Origin of the sequence: Aeromonas sp. FDAARGOS 1402, from assembly GCF_019046925.1 — a bacterium.
In the GTDB taxonomy this organism is placed as follows: Bacteria; Pseudomonadota; Gammaproteobacteria; order Enterobacterales; family Aeromonadaceae; genus Aeromonas; species Aeromonas caviae.
On the sequence record NZ_CP077201.1, the window covers coordinates 2,303,097 to 2,322,606 of the forward strand.

Consider the following 19,510-nt stretch of genomic DNA (forward strand, 5'->3'; position numbering starts at 1 on the left):
TTTTATGGGGGATTTTCGGGTGGATGGGCGCAGACGAGGGGGAGGGCAATGCAAGGAGAAGGTAAAAAAAGGTTCTTCGCGGGATCTTGGGGAAGTGGAAGTTGACAGACAGGGTGCTGGTAAACTGGCTGTCTCCAAACACACCACCACCATCACCCTGCTGTCGCCGTGCATCATATTGATATTGCCTCCTTCTGGCCAGGTTATACCGTCATCGCCCAAGCGCTTTCTGCCAACCATCACACCCTGTTTACCCTTGAGCCTCGCGCCGACCTGTTGCCCCGTTGTCGCCGATGCCTGCAACCCACGCCATTGATCCACGACCAACGTATCCGCCGGGTGCGTGAGCGAGACCTATTTGACCGACAAGTCTGGTTACAACTGCCTGTTCGCCGCGTCGACTGTCTGCGCTGTGGTCGCGTCAGTGAACATATCGACTGGCTCCCCTCTGGCTCCCGCCTCACCCGGCGCATGCAGTGCTGGATTGAAGCGCTCGTTCAGTACCTCCCCATCCGCCATGTCAGCCAGCTCACCGGGGTCGGTTGGCACACCATCAAGGAGATCGACAAGCGCCGTTTGCAGACCAGTGTGGGCACCATCGAACTTGGGGAGGTGCGGCGGCTGGTGATGGATGAGTTTGCCCTGCACAAGGGACACCGCTATGCCACCGTGATCATGGATGCCGAGCGAACCCGCGTCCTGTGGGTGGGGCACGGCAACAGCCGGGCCGCTATCCGTCCCTTCTTCGAGCAGCTCGGCGAGCGATGCCAGCAGATTGAGGCGGTGGCGATGGACATGAACACGGCGTTCGACCTGGAGGTGAAGCAACACTGCCCGCAGGCGGAGGTGGTCTACGACCTGTTCCACGTGGTGGCTCGCTATGGCCGAGAGGTGGTGGACCGGGTGCGAGTGGAGCAGGCGAATGCACTGAAAAGCGATAAACCGGCGCGAAAAGTGGTCAAAAGTGCGCGTTGGTTGCTGCTACGTAATCGGGCGAAGCTGAGTGAAAAACAGGATGTGAAGTTGCAGGAGCTGTTGGCGGCGAATCAACCGCTGGCGATGGTGTACGTGCTGAAAGAGGCGTTGAAGGGCATCTGGTATGCGCCGAGCGTGTGGGAAGGATGGCGACGATGGCGGAGCTGGATGCGGCAGGTGAAGGAAAGCGGGCTAGCGCCGCTGCAACGATTTGGTCGAAATTTATCGAAATATATGCGGGGGATCCTGGCGAGTGCAAACTACCCGATGCACACGAGTGTGCTGGAAGGGGTGAACAACAAGATCAAAGTGATAAAGCGTATGGCATATGGATTTAGGGACTCAGAATACTTTTTTCTGAAAATCAAGGCGGCCTTCCCCGGAAAGCCGCGATGAACCTAAAAAAAGGGCGCCCTTCAAGAGAAGGGCGCCCGGGGTAGACGGGATGATTGCCAGAGGATCAGGCGTTGACCCCTGCCAGGCGGGAGCCGCGCTGGAAGCAGTTGGCCAGCAGCAGCAAGGTGGTGACACCGACGGTGCCGAGCACCAGCCAGGGCAACCAGGGTTGCCCCTGGGCCATGGCGTAGTCGTGCAGTGCGCCGCCCCCCACGTAACCCGTCATGCCCCCGAGCGCCAGTCCCAGTCGGCTGAAGCCCATGTAGCTGCCCCGCGCCCCCGGTTGTGCCAGCTTGGTCATCAGGGTTTCCCGGGCCGGCTCGGCGATGACGATGCCGAGATAGAAGCAGGCGAGCAGCAGGAAGACGGCGGGCAAGGTGGTGGCAAAGGCCACCAGCCCGATCCCCGTGGTCATCAGCAGCACCCCCGCCATCAGGCGGTTCTCCAGCTTGAAGTGGCGCTCGCCGAACCGGGCAAGGGGGTAGAGCAGGGCCAGGGAGATGGCCGTCTCCAGGGTGTACATCCAGCCCACCGCCGTGGTGCTGCCTGCCATCTGTTTGACCAGGATGGGGAAGATCAGCATGACCTGCACCCAGAGCGCGTAGTAGCCGCTCAAGATTAGCACCAGTCGGCAGAAGGCCTTGTCCGCCAGCACCTGGCCGAGGCCGTCCCGGATCGGCGTCGGGCGCACCGAAAGCTTGTAGGGGGGCAGGATCAGCAGGTTGCACAGGGCGGCGCAGACGAAGAGACCGGCACCCAGCAGGCAGACATATTCAAAATCGAAGTTGAGCAGCCAGCTGCCGAGCAGGGCTCCCACCACGGCGCCGGCGCTCTCCAGCATCATCAGCAGGGAGATGTAGCGACCCCGCTCCCGTGGCCGGGTGAACTTGATCACCAGGGCGGCGCGGGGGGGATCGAACAGGCAGCCACCCAGCCCCGAGATGATGCAGGAGAGGATCAGTTCCAATCCGCTCTGGGCATAGGCCAGGCTGGCAAACCCCAGCGCCCGCAGCAGCATGCCGCAGACGATGAGGGGGCGCGCCCCGAACTTGTCGGCGAGGGAGCCGCCAAAGACCCCCAGCCCCTGCTGGGTAAGCTGACGCAGCCCCAGTGCCAGTCCGACCACACCGGCGGCCCAGCCCAGTTGGTCGACGAAGCGCAGGCTGATCATGGGCATCACCACGAAGAAGCCCAGGATCACCAGCAGGGAATCCAATGCCAAGAACCACCGCCCCAACCGCCTCGCCCGATCCACCATGACCCTGATACCTCTGTTTGCTTCGCTGATATTGTTGTCTTTCTTGCCCGAACGGCGCCGTCACCAAACAGAGCCAAGGGGATGACAACTCCCTGGCTCGGTGGCGTTCAGCCGGTTCATGACGATTGATGCTGCTATTCTGGTGGGGCTCCAGATATAGTGGTAGCCGACAACTGGCTATATTTCATATTGGATTTGGTTATGGCTATGACCCTCGACGATTTGCAACTGCTGCTGGATGTGGCCAACCGTGGCAGCTTCAGCAAGGTGGCCGCCATTCGCGGCTGGTCACAACCCATGGTGAGCCAGCGCATTGCCGTGCTGGAGCAGGAGCTGGGTCAGTCCCTGTTCCGTCGCCATCGTCGGGGGGCCACCCCGACCCCGGCCTGCGAGCAGTTTCTGCCTGCCGCGACCGCGGCTCTGAGCGCACTGGAAGGGGGGCGGCTGGCGATGCAGGGGGCGCCTGCATTGCCGCGGATCCGGCTTTCCTGCCTCCCCTCTCTGACCACGGCGGTGTTCGGCCCCCTGCTGCTGGCCCTGGTGGACGAGACCTTCGAGATCCGCTGCAACACGGATCACTCTGGCATCATCATGCAGGAGTTGCTGACCGGCGAGACCGACGTGGGCTTCATTCTCAAGTGCCCTGCCATCGCGGGCATCCAGCTCGAACTGCTTTACCGTTCCCCGATCATCGCCGTGGCCTGCGCCACCCACCCGCTGGCCGGGCGGCAGGGGCTGACCCTGCAGGACATTGCCAACGAGCGGCTGGCGCCCCAGCAGTGGGGGACGGGCTGCGACGAGCTGATCCTGCAGCTGCGTCTGCTGCGCCAGGTGGCGAGCCCGCTGCACGCCATCCAGCCAGCGAGTGCGGCACGGGAGCTGGCGCTGGAGCACGGCTTCATCACCCTGATGCCGGCGCTCGCCATCACCCGGGATCTGGAGTTCGGTCGCCTGGTGAAGCTGGACGTGGTGGATCTGCCACCGGATCACTGGGACGTGATGATGGCCTGGCGCAGCGGCAAGCGCCCCAATCCCGCCAAGGAGCGGGTGCTGGAGGCGGCCCGTACCCTTGCCCGGCGCTGGTCGGGCAAGCGGACATAAAAAAGCGCCGGACCAGGCCGGCGCTCTTCGCTTATTCCCCTTGATGCCCGCTCAGACTCAGTAGCTGGCCTTGAGGGTGACGCCGGAGAAGGCGCTGAACCCGCTCAGCTGCACGTGCCAGGTCCCCGCCTTGGGGGCGTTCAGGGTACAGGTTTCGGCATTGCCGCTCTTGTAGGGGCGGCAGTCATAGCTGCTGGCGGTCGGCGCGCTGCCGAACTTCACGTAGAGATCCGCATCCCCGCTGCCGCCGCTGCTGGTCACCACCAGCTGGCTTCTGCCGGCGGGCACCTCGACGGTGAAGTTCAGCTTGCCCCCCTTGGCGGCGGTGAGATTGCTCACCGGTACCCCGTTTTGCAGCACGCTGCCCGGTTGGGGCGTGGTGCCGCCGCAGGTGGCATTGACCCCGACGGCGGTGAAGGCGGCTGCCACGTCGCTCACGCTGTAGCCGAGATCCGTGGCGGCCCTGGTCACCCCGCACGCCCCCTGATCGAAGGTGGTGTTGGGGCCCCAGTAGAGGCGGTTGGCCAGCACGAACACCTCGAACGCCTTGCGGGTTTGCCAGCCGCTGGTGTTGGCCAGCAGGTAGAAGGCGCGGTTGTAGACCCCGGAACTGTGGTGCACGTCGATGCCGTCATAGTAATCGCTGGCGTGGCTGATGGACTTGCCGTCCCGGGCCGGGTCCTCGAAGTAGCGCAAGGAGCCGTTGCCCTTGAAGATCTGGGCCCCCACCAGCCAGTCGTTGCTGCCCTTCATGTAGTATTCGGCCGCTTCCCCCGCCATGTCGGAGAAGGCCTCGTTGATGCCGCCAGACTGACCGGAGTAGACCAGTCCTGAGTTCTGCTCGGTGAAGCCATGGCTCACCTCGTGGGCTGCCACATCCAGGCTCACCAGTGGATAGAAGGTGGTGGCCCCGTCGCCGAAGGTCATCTGGCTGCCGTCCCAGAAGGCGTTCTCGTAGTTGCGGCTGTAGTGCACCCGCATCTTGAGCTTGAAGCTCAGCGGCGCCGTGTTGTACCAGTTGCGGTACATGTCGAACACCACGTTGCCGAAGTAGTGGGCATCGTTGAGAGGGGAGTAGGCACCGTTGATCTCCTTGACCGTGTTCTCCGGGCAGGTGAACTGGTGGATGGCGCCCCCCGTGGTGCCGTGATTCATGTTGAGGGTGTCCACGTTGGTCCCCGTCATGCGGCAGTTGTCATCCACCTGGAGGGGGCCAAAGTCGGCGCCGTAGAAATACTTGCCGGTCTTGACGTTGCCCCCCGGGCCGGTGGCGTCCTTGTGGTTGATCCCCTCCCAGCGTTTGAGCTCGCTGCCGGTCTGGGCGTCGATCATCACGAAGGGGCGGCTCGGTTCCTTGCTGGCGGCGAGCCAGGAGACCAGATAGACCAGTCTGGCCTGGCCGGTCTCATCCTGCATCACGAACAGCTTGACCTGTTCGTTGCTCCCCTTGGCACCGCTGCGAGCCTGGCGTGCGGCGTCGCTGGCGGAGAGGGCAACGGCCGGGCCCGTCAGGTCGGCATCGATCTTGCGCAGCATGGTGCCGGACACCTGATTGACCTGGCCCCCCAGCGCCTGATCGGCCACCAGGACCTGGCCCCACACCGGAATCCCCTGCCAGGTCTGCTCATAGCGTATCCGCTGCTGGCCATTGGGCAGCGTCACCGCCCGCACCTTGCGAAACTCGCCATCCCCGGCGCCAAGGGCGCCAATCTTGGCGGCGCCACTCACCGCACCGGCCAGGTCGGAGACCTGGTTCACTTCCACCTGTTCTGCCGCCATGGCGGCGCTTCCCCAGCAGGCCAGCATGACGGCCAAATAGACTTTGTTCATCTCGTCTTTCCTTAGTCGATGAAGATTACACGCCGGGTCCGTTGCCCGGCGCTCTTACACTAGTGGGAAGGGGGAAAATAACGGCCTGTCATTTGTCACAGGGCAGCGAAAACAGGTAGCACGATTCACTTTTACAGCGCCAATCATCCATAAATGCTGGTAATGGCAGCATGTTGAACCGCTGTGAGGGGTGATTGATGACCTGGGGGGCAAGGTGCCCGCATGGGGATCGCCATATGGGGGTTGCCAGCGGGGAAGTCGGTTGAAAAGTCCTTGGCAAACAAGGGATTGATTGACTACATTGGCTCCCATGCCGGCAGATGGCCGAAGCGGAACCGGGGAGGAGTGGCGATGTTTTCATGGCAACTGGATGACGAGCTGGCGCTCCTGTTCCTGCAACCCGACATGGCCAGCGAGCTGTTTCGCCTCTGCCAGCGCAACCGCGACTACCTCTCCCAGTGGCTGCCCTGGGTGCCCCACATCCAGCAGCCCGCCGACAGCGCCACCTTCATTCGCCACGCCATCGAGAAGTTTGCCCGGGGGGAGGGGCTGACCACGGCCATCGAGTATCAGGGGGAGGTGGTCGGCGTCATCGGTTACAACCAGATCGATCAGGATCTCGGCAAGGTGACCATCGGCTACTGGCTGGCGGAGCGCTGGCAGGGGCACGGCATCATCACCCGGGCCTGCCAGGCCCTGATCCATCACGCCTTCGAGGAGATGGGAATGGAGAAGGTGGAGATCAGCGCCGCCCTCGAGAACGAGGCGAGCCGAGCCGTGTGCGAGCGGCTGGGAATGACCCAGGAGGGGATGACCCGGCGGGCGGAGCGGCTGGCGGACAGGGTGGTGGATCACGTGCACTACGGCCTGCTGCGGGACGAGTGGCTGAGGCTGAGGGATCTCTGATGACCTTCCTGTCCGCTTCCAACCTCCTGAGGGCGAGATGACGACGCTGCCCCACATTGTCACCCCCCGCACCCGGCTGACCGTGCTGACCCCGGAGCGGGCCTGCCTGATGGTGGATTTCTATCTGCGCAATCGCGCCCACCTGGCCCCCTGGGAGCCCAGGCGGGAGGAGAGTTTCTACACCCTCGCCCACTGGCAGACCCGCTTGCGCGACGGTTACGGCCACTATTTCGAGGGCAGTGCCGTGCAACTGGTGGCGCTCGATCCCAGGGGGGAGCGGGTGCTCGCCACCTGCAATTTCACGAACATTGTGATGGGCATGTTCAAGGCGTGCCACCTGGGCTATGCCATCGACAAGGAGCACGAGGGACAGGGACTGATGCAGGAGGTGGTGGCCGCCGGCATCGATCACCTGTTCCGGGAGCGGGGCCTGCATCGCATCATGGCCAGCTACATGCCCGCGAACCTGCGAAGCGGCGCGCTCCTCGAACGGCTGGGGTTCGAGCAGGAGGGGTACGCTCGGGACTATCTGATGATCAACGGCCGCTGGGAGGACCACGTCCTCACCGCGCTCATCAACCCCGCTGGCTAGCAGAGCCGTTGTCGAAAGGGAGGCTGGCGGGTGACCGCCATCGCTTTTTCACTGCAAGATCGCACTATCTGTACGCCTCTCATACCCCTGGGGATAAAAGCGTGTAAAATTGCGCCCTGAATTTTCCCGGCCGGCAGACGCAGGCCGCGACTCCATACATGCAAGGCAGACATTGTGACAGAAGTAGATAGATTCGCGGACATTCGCCCCTATCGCGATGAAGAAGTACCGGCTGCCATCGAGCGGCTGATCCAGGATGACGAGTTTATCGGCGCCATCGCCAAATACCGCTTCGGTTCCCTGATGAGCTGGCTGGGTTGGGCCATTCGCCCGCTGATCCGCCAGTTCCTGCGCCACAAGTGGGCCAAGGTCAGCACCATCCATCAGGTACAGATGGGGGTGACCCGCTACATGACCAGGATGATCGCCACCTCCACCCAGGGAGTGAGCTTCTCCGGGCTCGAACACCTCAAGAAGGAGCAGGGCTACCTGTTCGTCTCCAACCACAGGGACATCGCCATGGATCCGGCGTTCGTCAACTGGGGGCTGCACACCCACGGGTTCGATACCGTGCGCATCGCCATCGGCGACAACCTGCTGCGCAAGCCCTGCGCCACCGAGCTGATGAAGCTCAACAAGAGCTTCATCGTCAAGCGCTCCGCCAAGGGACCGCGGGAGATGATGAAGGCCCTCGGGGAGCTGTCGGCCTACATCGGCCAGTCGGTGCACGAGGGGCACTCCATCTGGATCGCCCAGAAGGAGGGGCGCGCCAAGGACGGGGATGACAAGACGGATCCGGCCATCCTCAAGATGTTCTACGTGGACGGCAAGAAGCAGAAGATCGAGTTCGTCGACTACATGCGCAGCCTCAACATCGTGCCGGTGAGCATCAGCTACGAGCTGGATCCCACCGACAAGGCCAAGGCGCGCGAGCTCTACGAGAAGTCGGTCAACGGCAGCTACGAGAAGGGCGAGTTCGAGGACATCGAGAGTATCGTCGCGGGCATCGTCGGCCAGAAGGGGCGGGTACATGTCTCCTTCGGTGCTCCCATCACCGAGGGCTTCAGCGATCCGGACGAGCTGGCGGCGCTCATTGACAAGGCGATCTGGAGCAGCTATCGCCTCTTCCCGGGCAACTACCTCGCGGCGGATGTGCCCGGCAAGGCCAGCACCATAGAGCAGAGTGCCTTCCTGACTCGCCAGTCCGAGGTGCCACAAGAGCACAAGGCCATCTGGCGCGCCATGTACGCCAAGCCGGTGGAAAACGCCGGCAAGGTTTGAATGGCACCGCTTTGAGCGGGTGATGGAAAAAAAACGGGAGCAGATGCTCCCGTTTTTGCGTCTGGTCAAAGTCGGGGGAGATTGGGTAGTGAATAATATTGTTTCAACTGGTACGATCATCGGGTGAATGGGCGAGTATCTCTTGGCAGGGGCGGACGAGTATGCAACAGTGACTCGGCGCCATCGGCTAGGAAGCGACAGCGCCCCCGTCTGCACGGATGGCAGACGAGACGATAAAAGGACCTTCAATGGTCCTTTTTCATTGGTGCACAAAGATAGACCACAGATATATCTAAGGATGCGAACCTCATGATCACCGGCAGTCTGGATACCTTGCAACGCACCCCCTTGCCCGCCCCCCTGAACCGTATCGTGGCCGAGGTGGTGCAAAGCGTTGAACGCTGGCTGCACGCCCCCCTCGGCAAGCAGGAGGTCGACGGCCTCATGCTGTTCTGCCTGGTGAGCGAGGATCTGACAGAGCCGGTGGCGGATCGCCGGGGCGAGTTTCATGAGCAGTATCTGGACATCCAGCTGCTGCTGCGCGGCGAGGAGTGGATCGGCGTGGGCCCTCACGCCTACAGCCGGGACGGTGCCGATCATCCTCACCCCGATCTCTGGTTCGTCGATGACGAGCAGACCAGTTATCTGGCGTTGCAGCCCGGCGACTTCGCCATCTTCTGGCCGGGAGAACTGCATCGCCCCCTCTGTACCCTGACGACCCCAGGTCCGGTCAAGAAGCTGGTCGTCAAGGTTCACCAGTCGCTCCTGACCGGCGCCTGAGTGGCAACCGGGGCCTGGAGTCCCGAGTGATTGGGCCAACAGAGGCCCGTTGCGAATCGCTGATTCGACGCGCGCGCCAGACGAACGGTCTGCGCCCAACGATTTGAAAAATTGGACGCACCCTCCTGCGACCATAAGCCCCCGGCAGGGGAATCCCATCCATCGCTGGATGACACGACACTGTCGGCGTAAAGCCGAAGCACAGGAAGATGTAGAACATGAGCAAGTTGGTATTGATCCTTAACTGCGGTAGCTCTTCCCTGAAATTTGCCGTAATGGACGCTGAAACGGGCGAGGACATGCTGTCCGGCCTGGCCGAATGCTTCAATCTGGATGACGCACGTATCAAATGGAAACTCCACGGGGTCAAGGGCGACGCCATGCTGGGCGCCGGTGCCGCGCACCAGGAAGCCCTCGACCACATCGTGGGTCACATCCTGCCCCAGGATCCCGCCCTGGCCGATCAGCTGGTCGCCATCGGCCATCGCATCGTGCACGGCGGCGAGCAGTTCTCCCGTTCCGTTCGCATCGATGAGGGCGTGATTGCCGGCATCGAGGCCGCCATTCCGTTTGCCCCCCTGCACAACCCGGCGCACCTCATCGGCATCCGTGCCGCCCTCAAGGTGTTCCCGGCCCTGGCCGACAAGAACGTGGCCGTGTTCGACACCGCCTTCCACCAGACCCTGCCTGAGGAAGCCTACCTCTACGCGCTGCCCTACAAGCTCTATCGCGAGAACGGCATCCGTCGTTACGGCGCCCACGGCACCTCCCACCGCTTCATCGCCGAAGAGACCGCCAAGGCGCTGGGCAAACCGCTCCATGAGCTCAACATCATCAACTGCCACCTGGGCAACGGTGCCTCCGTCTGCGCCATCAAGAACGGCGAGTCCGTCGACACCTCCATGGGGCTGACCCCGCTGGAAGGGCTGGCGATGGGCACCCGCTCCGGTGATATCGACCCTGCCATCGTCTTCTTCATGCACGACAACCTGGGTTACAGCGTGGACAAGATCAACCAGGTGCTGACCCGCGAATCCGGCCTGCTGGGCATGACCGAGGAGAGCAGCGACTGCCGCTACGTCACCGGCAACTACGCCACCGACGCCGGTGCCAAGCGTGCACTGGATGTCTTCACCTATCGCGTTGCCAAGTACGTCGGTGCCTATGCTGCCGCCATGGATGGTCGCCTGGACGCCCTGGTGTTCACCGGCGGCATCGGCGAGAACGCCGCCATGGTGCGCGAGATGGTGCTGGCCCGACTGGCCCTGCTCGGCTTCAAGATCGACAAGGAGGCGAACAACGCCGCCGTGCTGGGCGGTGAAGGCCCCATCACCGTCGAAGGCAGCCGTCTGGCCCTGGTGATGCCCACCAACGAAGAGCTGGTGATCGCCCGTGATGCCCTGAGCCTGGTCGGCTAAGGCACCCTCTGGTGATGACAACGCCCGGCCCCTGCCGGGCGTTGTCGTTTCGGCAATAGTGATCGGCCTGTCATTTGACATGGGGGACCAGATGCGTACCCTGACCGTTGTGTGATATTGCGGAGGTAACGATGAAAGAGATGTTTTTCAACTGGTTGTCAGGCTTGGGGGTCGATGTGACCCCCATGATGGCCCTGGTGATCGCCCTGGGGTTCATCGTGCTGACCGCCATGGTGCTGCACCTGGTGCTGCACCGCATCCTGCTGGTGCGCCTGGTGGGGCTGCTCGGCAAGACCAAGCAGATGTGGCTGCCGCCCCAGTTGCAGCAACGCCTCTTCTACCGGCTCGCCTTCGTGTTCCAGGGCGCCGTGCTGCTCGGTCAGGCGGAGATCTGGCTGCCCAAAGCGTCCGAGAGCCTGGCGCTTATCGAGTTGCTGGCCCAGCTCTGGATCCTGCTGTTCCTGCTGCTGGCCCTGTTCGCCCTGCTCGACTGCCTGCTCTCCCTGAGCCGCCATACCCGGCTTGGGCGGGATCTGCCCCTGCGCGGCATCTTCCAGGGGGTGAAACTGGTGGCCAGCATCCTGGTGGGCATCCTGATGATCGCCCTGCTGCTCGGCAAGTCGCCGCTCTTCCTGTTCAGCGGCCTGGGGGCCATGACCGCGGTCCTGATGCTGGTGTTCAAGGACCCCATCCTCGGCCTGGTGGCGGGTATCCAGCTCTCCGCCAACCGCATGCTGAGCGTCGGTGACTGGCTGCAGATGGACAAGTACGGCGCGGACGGCGAGGTGACCGACATCGGCCTCACCACGGTCAAGGTGTCGAACTGGGACAAGACCATCACTACCATCCCTACCTATGCCCTCATCTCCGACTCCTTCAAGAACTGGCAGGGGATGACCGAATCCGGCGGGCGCCGCATCAAGCGCAGCGTCAACATCGACATGACCAGCGTGCGCTTCCTCACCTCGCAGGAGCAGTTGCAGCTCAAGCAGGCCAGGTTGCTGGCGCCCTACCTCAGCCGCAAGGAGCAGGAGCTCAGCAGCTACAACCAGCAGCTCAGCGATGCCATCAGCTGCCCCATCAATGGTCGCCACCTCACCAACCTCGGCACCCTGCGCGCCTATCTGGATGCCTACCTGCGGGCTCATTCGGGTATTCGCAAGGACATGACCCTGATGGTGCGCCAGTTGGCACCGACCACGGACGGCCTGCCGCTGGAGATCTACTGCTTCACGGCGACCACCGCCTGGGCCGAGTATGAAGGGATACAGGCTGATATTTTCGACCACATATTTGCGATAATTGAGCAATTCCATCTACGTTTGCATCAGTCGCCAACCGGTTATGACATGCACAGTTGGAAAAACGGCTGATCCCGCTTATGACAAGGTGCCGCGGCGCGGCGCGGCACCGTATTTAATCACCGACCCGTCAGCACGTGGCGGTTGAAATTTGCATGGCAGAGGAGAAAAATGGCGGCCTTCTCTTCGCCCCGGGCGCGCCCGTCGCCTCCGCGCTGGCCAGAGTGCTGAACCACCCCCTTTATCACAGGAAAGTTATGAAGCTCCTCCACAACACGGCGGCCGCACTGTGCTGCTCCCTGATCCTGGCCGCCATGCCCGCCCTCGCCATCGAATATGCCCTGCCCGCAGCCAACAGCCGCCTGGTGGGGGAGAACCTGGACTACGTGGTGTCCCCGGAAGAGGCGGGCCAACCCCTGGAAGCGGCAGCGGCCAGATTCCAGCTCGGCTTGACCAACATGCTGGAAGCCAACCCCAAGGCGGACCCCCTGCTGCTGCAGGCGGGCGAGAAGCTGGTCGTGCCGCATCAGCTGATCCTGCCGGATGCCCCCCGTGAAGGCATCGTGCTGAACGTCGCCGAGATGCGCCTCTACTACTACCCCAGAGGCAAGAAGGTGGTGGAAGTGCTGCCGATTGGCATCGGCCAGCTCGGCACCGACACCCCGGAAGACTGGGTGACCAGCGTGCAGCGCAAGAAGGCGGGCCCGACCTGGACCCCGACCGCGAAGATGCACGCCGAGTACGCCGCCCGTGGCGAGACCCTGCCTGCTGTCTGGCCGGCCGGTCCGGACAACCCCATGGGGCTGTTCGCGCTCTACATCGGCAAGATGTACGCCATCCACGGTACCAACGCCCAGTTCGGCATCGGCCTGCGGGTGAGCCACGGCTGCGTGCGTCTGCGCAACGACGACATCGAGTACCTGTTCAAGCAGGTCCCGGTCGGTACCCGCGTCCAGTTCGTGAACCAGCCCATCAAGGCCTCTGTCGAGCCGGATGGCCGCCGCTACCTGGAAGTGCACCAGCCCCTCTCGCGCAACCAGGAGGAGTTCAACTCCAGCCTGCCGGCCCCGCTGCCCATGTCCACCGCCGTGACCCGCTTCATCGCCCACGCGGACAGCGACTCCCAGCTGGTCAAGCAGGCCCTGGAGCAGCGCAGCGGCATGCCTATCGCCATCAACCGCTGATCCCGCCCGTCGGTATTCCGAGCCCCGGCCACTGTCGGGGCTTTTTTATGGCGCGGGGGAGGGAATCATCAGGGTAAACCCTTGGCAGGTCGGGATAAAATCCGGCCTTATTGCAATTGAGTGGTTGCTTGGTTAGGTGTTAAACGTTTTCCATGTGTTTTTTATTTGTTAAAAGTGGTTGTGGTCCGGCGATCTGCTGATTACTCTAGGCCGGTTTTTTTAAGGAAGAGTCCGTCGCAAGAACGGGCACAGACGTCACATAACGGAGTTTTGAATGACAGCTAGCACCCCCATGCTCATCACCTTTCTGGTGTACATCCTCGGGATGGTGTTGATCGGCTTTATCGCCTATCGCGCCACCCGTAACTTTGACGACTACATTCTCGGCGGCCGCCGCATGGGGAGCTGGGTGACCGCCCTCTCCGCCGGTGCCTCCGACATGAGTGGCTGGCTCCTGATGGGCCTGCCTGGCGCCGTCTTCATCGGCGGCATCTCCGAGAGCTGGATCGCCATCGGCCTCATCATCGGCGCCTACTTCAACTGGCGCTGGGTGGCCGGTCGGCTGCGGGTTCACACCGAGAAGAACCGCAACGCCCTGACCCTGCCGGACTACTTCACCTACCGCTTCGAAGACAAGAGCCGGGTGCTGCGCATCCTCTCCGCCCTGGTGATCCTGCTGTTCTTCACCATCTACTGCGCCTCCGGCGTGGTGGCCGGTGCCCGCCTGTTCGAGAGCACCTTCGGCATGAGCTATGACACCGCCCTCTGGATCGGTGCCGCGGCCACCATCACCTACACCTTCTTCGGCGGCTTCCTCGCGGTAAGCTGGACCGACACCGTGCAGGCGACCCTGATGATCTTCGCCCTCATCCTGACTCCTGTGTTCGTCATCATCGCCGTGGGCGGCATCGACACCGCCATGGTGCAGGTGGCGGCGCAGAACGCCAGCAATCTCGACATGTTCAAGAACCTGGACTTCATCGCCATCATCTCTCTGATGGCCTGGGGCCTGGGCTACTTCGGCCAGCCCCACATCCTGGCGCGCTTCATGGCGGCGGACTCCCACCACTCCATGGCCAGCGCCCGTCGCATCAGCATGACCTGGATGGTGCTGTGCCTGGGTGGCGCCGTGGCCATCGGTTTCTTCGGCCTGGCCTACTTCTCCACCTTCACCGAGCAGGCGGGTGGCGTGACCGCCAACCCGGAGCGCGTCTTCATCGAGCTCTCCAAGATCCTGTTCAACCCCTGGATTGCCGGCGTGCTGCTCTCCGCCATCCTGGCGGCGGTCATGAGTACCCTCAGTTGCCAGCTGCTGGTCTGCTCCAGCGCCATCACCGAGGATCTCTACAAGCCCTTCCTGCGCAAGAACGCCTCCCAGAAAGAGCTGGTGTGGGTCGGCCGCGCCATGGTGCTGCTGATCGCCCTGGTGGCCATCGCCGTCGCCACCAACCCGGAAAACCGGGTGCTGGGGCTGGTGAGCTACGCCTGGGCCGGTTTCGGTGCCGCCTTCGGCCCCGTGGTGCTGCTCTCCGTGCTCTGGTCCCGCATGACCCGCAACGGCGCCCTGGCGGGCATGCTGGTCGGTGCCCTGACCGTCATCATCTGGAAGCAGTTCGGCTGGCTGGGTCTGTACGAAATCATCCCGGGCTTCCTGTTTGCCACCCTGGCCATCGTGCTGTTCAGCCTGTTGGACAAGGCCCCCTCCAAGGCCATGCAGGATCGCTTCGCAGAAGCCGAGCAGGAGTTCCAGAGCCCCATGGCAGACGCCATCGCGGCAAAATAACCCCCGCCTCGACGACAAAAGCCCCGCAACTGCGGGGCTTTTTAATGGGCAAAACATGCCCATGGCAGGGATTAGGCGGGGCGCCTGCCCAGCCGCTGCACATCCTGGCGGGCGGCGGCCCCGGCCTAGCTGAGCCAGCGCTGGCGGGCCCCCTCATCCGAGGTGTGGACGGGCCCCAGATGCTGGCGGTGGGTCAGCCGGATACCGCACAGCCCCAGCACCGGCTTGTCCAGGGTGCGATCCAGGGGGGCTCCCTGCCACCAGCGGTAATACCAGGGGGGGCTGTCCATGGTGAGCAGCAGGCGTGCCGTCTTGCCGGCGAGCAACTGCTCCGGGTACGCCTTCCCCGGCTGGTAGCGAAAGGCGAAACCCGGCAGCAGGGTGCGATCCAGCAGCCCCTTGAGCCGGGCTGGCAGGTGGCCCCACCAGACGGGGGCGACGATCACCAGATGGTGGGCCTGCGTCAGGCTCTGCTGCACCGACTGCAGATCGGGCTCGAGGGGCTGCACCTCGTCATAGCCATGGTGAAGATCCGGCGCGAAGGCGAGCTCCCCCACGTGATGCAGGGTGACGCGCGCGCCCCCTTGCTCGGCACTGCGGGCATACTCTCGGGCGAGGGCGTGGCAGAGGCTGTCGGGTTTGGGGTTGCCGTTGAGAACAAGCAGGTTGGGGGTCATGGTATGGCTCCTTGAAGTGAGCCCCCATTACACCCCTTGTCCCATGGGACAGAGTCAAGCCACCTTTTGACCCCGAGCCGCGGCGGCGGGATGATCCCGCCCGTCGGGGGATTGCCGCGCCGGGGCGCCATAGCGGCAGGGGTGCTGCGCCAGCAGCGTGGCGCACTGGCTCAAGCCCTGATGCTGGCGTTGCAGCCGGGCGACCTCCGCCGCGATCTGCGCCAGCTTGTCCGCGATAAGCTGCTCCACCTTCTGCCAGGGGAAGTGGTCGAGGCTGGTGACGCCCGCGAGCAGGGGAACCAGCTCCCCGAGCTTGCAGCCAAGCCGCTGGGCCTCGCGGATAAAGCCGACCCACTCCAGATCCTCGGCCCGGTAGACGCGATACTTGCCGCGCCGCCTGGGCTCGGGCAGCAGCCCGAGCTGCTCGTAGAGACGGACCGCCTTTGGGGTGGTGCCCGCCAGCCGGGCAAATTCACCGATATACATACTGCTGCTCGCAAAGGTGGTGTGAAAGGAGCCCACTATAGGTCAGTGGCAGGGGGGATTGAATACCCGAGGGGGAGGGCGCCATCGGTGCAGTGTGGGGAGGATAACGATGTGGAGCTGTGACGGCATCGCCGCATCCCTGACACGGCGCAGGGGCGGGATATGGCTTTGCCCTCGACGGGGTTTCGCCCGCTCTTCGGGCCGGGGAGAGTGACATTGGAAAGACCCAAAGCCACCAAAGGTCTTCTCCCCCGGCAAGCCGTCCGTTTCGCGGATTCCCTCTCCTCCTTCATCGGGTCGGACGGATCGCCGCACACGGCACATCCCTGCGCCGCCTGCGGCTGCGCCGTCGTCCATGACGGCGCTCCTGACCCGTTGAACTCGGCTCGGCGGCTTTCAGGGGGAAACAATACCCTGCCTGTCTGCGGTACAGTGAGGTGTGTCGTAGGGGCGGGATATGGCCGAGCTGACCCGTGATGGGGCCGCAACAGGCACTGGTGGATTGGTGAGCGCCACTATAAGAGAAAATGTGATCATCCACGGAGAACCCATAAATTCCATTTATAGTGACTCTGGCGAGCCAGACAGGACCACCTGGTGGCCGAAATGGGCTCCCCAAGGGGATTTCCCGACCCTTGTTTATGTCGTGGCTGGGTTATAGACGATAGTTTGAATACGCTGAGCTATTCGCACCTGTGAACTGAACACCAACATCGGTACCGAGCAAAATTCCAGAGGTTACGAATCACCCCTTGATGCTTTGCGATGCTTTAATCTGGCGTCGATTTTATCCGAAAGATCTTGGAAACCGTCCAGATCAAAAGGGGCGTAAATACGCTTGAGGCTGTTGGTTCGAATGACCATGCAATCGATGATAAGCATTTTTCCCATGCTGACCCCCACCATCTCGGTATATGGTATGGATACTTTTCGGAAAAATCGGTTTCTACCGACCACATCTTCACTTCTCAATTCGACAGAAAACAATCTGGAAGCTTGAGCCATCATGAACAATACGATAAAGGCTGCTAGCAGTATTTTCAGATATTGGTAAAAGAGCCAGATACCCAGTTCCATGTTGAGTTGAGTTTTGAATGCACTGAGCGCAACGAATCCTACAAAAATCAATGTGATAAATATAAAGAACCGCTTGCTCATGAGGAGCAATGGGCGTTGCCAATTCAAAGAATACTTCATGATTTCTTCCTGCTAGATTGAGGCATACTGTCCAGATACCAAGCTGACAAGGTGCTATCACCAATACATATACAACAGTCATTACCACGGTTTATTAGAGTTGGTGACATCACGTGTTGAAATTTTCTATTTATACATTCATTTCCCAAAGGCCACTTTAATGATATTTCCTTGGCATACTTCATACTTTTGTTCAAGTTTCCATTTAGGGTTTTGCTGCCATTTAATACCAGTCTCTATACAAAAAACTACACCACAATAAGCTATTACACTATTTGTGATCCTAGAGCCCATAACCGTTGTGCCAGAGGCGGAAAAATCAATGTTGGTCTCACCAATAGCAAAGTTAATTTCAACGGCCGTTATTGGGAAATTAAAATCAGAGTTGTATGAAATACCAAACATAGATTGAAGTTGCTCTTTGTCTTCAACTTCAGAGAATCGTAAATATAAATGGTCTCCATTACTATAGTGTATTTCTAACTCCTTCCCTTGAGGAGGAGATCGAAGATCAACTGGATTGCCAATATTTTCCTAAGAGTTTTCATCTATTATTAGTCGCTCTTCAGCCCTTAAACTAAGCATACTAATGCTCAGTCTTTGAAAACCACTAGCATCTCGTGAAAATGATACCAAATTATGCCCATCAATTTGGACAGGTATTGGTGTCTCATAGTAAAGGTTACCACCAACGATCGATAGTAGGTCTCTGCGCAGCCAATCTAGGTTGCCTCTTACTTGTTTAGAGTGAACGCGGTTCATTTTAAAATCATGAAGTTGTTCGACTGTATATGCATTTCCATCTGCTTTTTTATGGTGTTGAGCACATAGCGCAATCATGCCTTTAGGATCATTGTGTGGTTTGATATGAATCGGAGGATCAAAATGATGGTATTCCAAGTATGGGTTACCGCAATCTTTAACTGGGCAACCAAAGCCGACCTCTTCTCTCAATATCTCTTTGACCTTTTTGGGAATAGATGCTCTTTTAGCCACCGATCTCTCCTAAATGTGTAATGTGTTCATAGCTATCGAGGCTTTACTGCGTCCAGTATCCTAAAACGGAGTAATGACCGCGAGGGCAGACGATTTATTATCAGGCTATCAGTATGATATGTCTATTCGCGATTTTTAGATTTTGCTTCGTTATTCTAACCTACTGGATATTATGCTCTTATTCATTGATTAGAAGAATTGTCTCATAGTTAGAAATCATATCATCACGAAAAGATTTAAAATCAGTCACAGATGTAATGCGACGACCTTCTTGTGTCATAATTTTTTTGAATGTGCTGGTGAAATAACTATTTAGCTCTGAGGATAAGTCGCGCAGGTATATGTTGTGGCCTTTTTTTTGAATTTCAATGGCAATTTTAAGTACTTCCTGTAGGGGTTTGTCATTACTAGCATACAGAAATTCTTTATTGCTTGGTTTTTTTTGCCAGTGTTCAAAGAACTTGTCTAACAGAAACAAATCCCAAGTCATGTTTATTAAACCTTGCTTATTTATCTTAGCTGATTGCTCTGGGGTATATTTCATTAACTTAGGTATCGGTTTTTTACCAAATAGTTTTATAGCAAAACAAGTGACAACGAGTGAAAACAAAAAACCATGATGACACCATTGCCAGAAGTATTTTAGTTTTTCTTCACCTGTAGTATCTTTCCTATAATAAAACAATTCAGTTACTTTAAGGACTAGTAAATATATTGTGTCCCACTTCTTAAGTCTTTGATACTCTACAAGTCGATATTTTAAATGAGAACGTTCTAAAGATCTTGGCTCAGGTAGTTCGATGGTATCAGTATTACCAAGTGCAAATTGGGCTAAAACGTCCATATCTGCATTGTCAATTTGACGAAACAGTATCAAGTCATCAATTAACTCATCAGGGCACTGATTTCTATAGTTCAATTTTTCATATATTGCAATTGTTGGGTCAAGAATTATATTCGTGAATTTAGCAAAAACCATCAAAGCTATAGCATTTCTGTGCAATGGTTGTTTTTTATCTTTTTTTACAGCATTTAGCACATACTGATATATGTTAAGGTCTAGATGGATTGTATATTCTACATTATTAAATTCTAAGTTATATAGGTATGCTGATGGATTATATATATCTCTCACATTTCCTAGTGTAAATGAATGAACGAACCAATCATTCTCAATCATCTTGTCGATTATGTTCCCCGCATAAAATGGGAGTTGATAAACTACGAGTGCCATTTTAAATTATTTTTCCTATAGATAGATTTTTTTATACTTACCACTTTTATTCCTTCATAGTTGCGAAGATGCTCCAAGATGGGGATCTAAATTGCTGAAGGTATGGAATAGTGTA

General features: G+C 59.3%; 18 protein-coding genes. 10 read left to right on the forward strand and 8 right to left on the reverse strand.

Going from position 1 to position 19,510, the window contains the following annotated elements; translation table 11 throughout:
* Positions 1–168: 168 nt before the first annotated feature.
* Positions 169–1,371: an ISL3-like element ISAeme19 family transposase gene (locus I6L32_RS11015; RefSeq protein WP_084865641.1), complete on the forward strand. Its 1,203-nt coding sequence runs from the start codon at positions 169–171 to the stop codon at positions 1,369–1,371.
* A gap of 64 nt (positions 1,372–1,435) precedes the next feature.
* Here I6L32_RS11015 and mdtH read toward each other — a convergent pair whose 3' ends face one another.
* Positions 1,436–2,629: a multidrug efflux MFS transporter MdtH gene (gene mdtH, locus I6L32_RS11020; RefSeq protein WP_029314794.1), complete on the reverse strand. Its 1,194-nt coding sequence runs from the start codon at positions 2,627–2,629 to the stop codon at positions 1,436–1,438.
* 201 nt (positions 2,630–2,830) lie between these two features.
* On the opposite strand from mdtH, the gene I6L32_RS11025 reads away from it, so the two are divergent.
* Positions 2,831–3,730, forward strand: coding sequence for a LysR family transcriptional regulator (locus I6L32_RS11025; protein WP_029314793.1), 900 nt, complete (start codon positions 2,831–2,833; stop codon positions 3,728–3,730).
* 57 nt (positions 3,731–3,787) lie between these two features.
* Here the strand turns inward: I6L32_RS11025 and I6L32_RS11030 are convergent, their stop codons facing one another.
* The gene (locus I6L32_RS11030) at positions 3,788–5,560 is read right to left on the reverse strand and encodes a M4 family metallopeptidase (RefSeq protein ID WP_216943888.1); all 1,773 of its coding nucleotides are present in this window, start codon (positions 5,558–5,560) and stop codon (positions 3,788–3,790) included.
* A 351-nt stretch (positions 5,561–5,911) separates the two neighbouring features.
* On the opposite strand from I6L32_RS11030, the gene I6L32_RS11035 reads away from it, so the two are divergent.
* The 8 genes from I6L32_RS11035 (at position 5,912) to putP (ending at position 14,805) form a co-directional block, all read left to right on the forward strand.
* Entirely contained in the window at positions 5,912–6,466 is a 555-nt protein-coding gene (locus I6L32_RS11035) for a GNAT family N-acetyltransferase (RefSeq protein ID WP_042016040.1), read from the forward strand.
* 37 nt (positions 6,467–6,503) lie between these two features.
* Complete coding sequence (locus tag I6L32_RS11040; RefSeq protein ID WP_201900627.1) at positions 6,504–7,058, forward strand: GNAT family N-acetyltransferase; 555 nt, start codon at positions 6,504–6,506, stop codon at positions 7,056–7,058.
* Between the two features lie 174 nt (positions 7,059–7,232).
* Positions 7,233–8,339 carry a 1-acyl-sn-glycerol-3-phosphate acyltransferase gene (locus tag I6L32_RS11045; RefSeq protein WP_010675527.1) on the forward strand — a complete coding sequence of 369 codons (1,107 nt, stop codon included), beginning with the start codon at positions 7,233–7,235 and terminating at the stop codon, positions 8,337–8,339.
* A 309-nt stretch (positions 8,340–8,648) separates the two neighbouring features.
* Complete coding sequence (locus I6L32_RS11050; RefSeq protein ID WP_043156325.1) at positions 8,649–9,119, forward strand: YhcH/YjgK/YiaL family protein; 471 nt, start codon at positions 8,649–8,651, stop codon at positions 9,117–9,119.
* A gap of 218 nt (positions 9,120–9,337) precedes the next feature.
* Positions 9,338–10,537 carry an acetate kinase gene (locus I6L32_RS11055; protein WP_041215759.1) on the forward strand — a complete coding sequence of 400 codons (1,200 nt, stop codon included), beginning with the start codon at positions 9,338–9,340 and terminating at the stop codon, positions 10,535–10,537.
* Between the two features lie 131 nt (positions 10,538–10,668).
* Positions 10,669–11,910 carry a mechanosensitive ion channel family protein gene (locus tag I6L32_RS11060; RefSeq protein ID WP_216943889.1) on the forward strand — a complete coding sequence of 414 codons (1,242 nt, stop codon included), beginning with the start codon at positions 10,669–10,671 and terminating at the stop codon, positions 11,908–11,910.
* A gap of 185 nt (positions 11,911–12,095) precedes the next feature.
* Positions 12,096–13,022 carry a L,D-transpeptidase family protein gene (locus tag I6L32_RS11065; protein ID WP_052815902.1) on the forward strand — a complete coding sequence of 309 codons (927 nt, stop codon included), beginning with the start codon at positions 12,096–12,098 and terminating at the stop codon, positions 13,020–13,022.
* Positions 13,023–13,296: 274 nt separating this feature from the next.
* Positions 13,297–14,805, forward strand: a complete 1,509-nt coding sequence (gene putP, locus I6L32_RS11070) for a sodium/proline symporter PutP (protein WP_045525661.1) — start codon at positions 13,297–13,299, stop codon at positions 14,803–14,805.
* A 125-nt stretch (positions 14,806–14,930) separates the two neighbouring features.
* Here putP and I6L32_RS11075 read toward each other — a convergent pair whose 3' ends face one another.
* From I6L32_RS11075 to I6L32_RS11100, 6 genes are all read right to left on the reverse strand, one after another.
* The gene (locus I6L32_RS11075) at positions 14,931–15,482 is read right to left on the reverse strand and encodes an NAD(P)H-dependent oxidoreductase (RefSeq protein WP_052815900.1); all 552 of its coding nucleotides are present in this window, start codon (positions 15,480–15,482) and stop codon (positions 14,931–14,933) included.
* Positions 15,483–15,536: 54 nt separating this feature from the next.
* Positions 15,537–15,968 carry a MerR family transcriptional regulator gene (locus I6L32_RS11080; RefSeq protein WP_052815914.1) on the reverse strand — a complete coding sequence of 144 codons (432 nt, stop codon included), beginning with the start codon at positions 15,966–15,968 and terminating at the stop codon, positions 15,537–15,539.
* A 738-nt stretch (positions 15,969–16,706) separates the two neighbouring features.
* Positions 16,707–17,165: a hypothetical protein gene (locus I6L32_RS11085; RefSeq protein WP_216943890.1), complete on the reverse strand. Its 459-nt coding sequence runs from the start codon at positions 17,163–17,165 to the stop codon at positions 16,707–16,709.
* A gap of 138 nt (positions 17,166–17,303) precedes the next feature.
* A complete protein-coding gene (locus tag I6L32_RS11090) occupies positions 17,304–17,570 on the reverse strand; it encodes a hypothetical protein (RefSeq protein ID WP_216943891.1) in 267 nt (88 codons plus the stop codon).
* A gap of 129 nt (positions 17,571–17,699) precedes the next feature.
* Entirely contained in the window at positions 17,700–18,161 is a 462-nt protein-coding gene (locus I6L32_RS11095; protein ID WP_216943892.1) for a hypothetical protein, read from the reverse strand.
* A 178-nt stretch (positions 18,162–18,339) separates the two neighbouring features.
* Complete coding sequence (locus I6L32_RS11100) at positions 18,340–19,395, reverse strand: hypothetical protein (protein WP_216943893.1); 1,056 nt, start codon at positions 19,393–19,395, stop codon at positions 18,340–18,342.
* Between the last annotated feature and the right edge of the window lie 115 nt (positions 19,396–19,510).

Coding starts and splice junctions, on each gene's coding strand:
- I6L32_RS11080 (WP_052815914.1), bottom strand. CDS start 15,968: ATGTATATCGGTGAATTTGCCCGGCTGGCGGGCACCACCCCAAAGGCG.
- I6L32_RS11075 (WP_052815900.1), bottom strand. CDS start 15,482: ATGACCCCCAACCTGCTTGTTCTCAACGGCAACCCCAAACCCGACAGC.
- I6L32_RS11030 (WP_216943888.1), bottom strand. CDS start 5,560: ATGAACAAAGTCTATTTGGCCGTCATGCTGGCCTGCTGGGGAAGCGCC.
- I6L32_RS11085 (WP_216943890.1), bottom strand. CDS start 17,165: ATGAAGTATTCTTTGAATTGGCAACGCCCATTGCTCCTCATGAGCAAG.
- I6L32_RS11090 (WP_216943891.1), bottom strand. CDS start 17,570: ATGTTTGGTATTTCATACAACTCTGATTTTAATTTCCCAATAACGGCC.
- I6L32_RS11055 (WP_041215759.1), top strand. CDS start 9,338: ATGAGCAAGTTGGTATTGATCCTTAACTGCGGTAGCTCTTCCCTGAAA.
- mdtH (WP_029314794.1), bottom strand. CDS start 2,629: ATGGTGGATCGGGCGAGGCGGTTGGGGCGGTGGTTCTTGGCATTGGAT.
- I6L32_RS11035 (WP_042016040.1), top strand. CDS start 5,912: ATGTTTTCATGGCAACTGGATGACGAGCTGGCGCTCCTGTTCCTGCAA.
- I6L32_RS11100 (WP_216943893.1), bottom strand. CDS start 19,395: ATGGCACTCGTAGTTTATCAACTCCCATTTTATGCGGGGAACATAATC.
- I6L32_RS11050 (WP_043156325.1), top strand. CDS start 8,649: ATGATCACCGGCAGTCTGGATACCTTGCAACGCACCCCCTTGCCCGCC.
- I6L32_RS11025 (WP_029314793.1), top strand. CDS start 2,831: ATGGCTATGACCCTCGACGATTTGCAACTGCTGCTGGATGTGGCCAAC.
- putP (WP_045525661.1), top strand. CDS start 13,297: ATGACAGCTAGCACCCCCATGCTCATCACCTTTCTGGTGTACATCCTC.
- I6L32_RS11060 (WP_216943889.1), top strand. CDS start 10,669: ATGAAAGAGATGTTTTTCAACTGGTTGTCAGGCTTGGGGGTCGATGTG.
- I6L32_RS11065 (WP_052815902.1), top strand. CDS start 12,096: ATGAAGCTCCTCCACAACACGGCGGCCGCACTGTGCTGCTCCCTGATC.
- I6L32_RS11040 (WP_201900627.1), top strand. CDS start 6,504: ATGACGACGCTGCCCCACATTGTCACCCCCCGCACCCGGCTGACCGTG.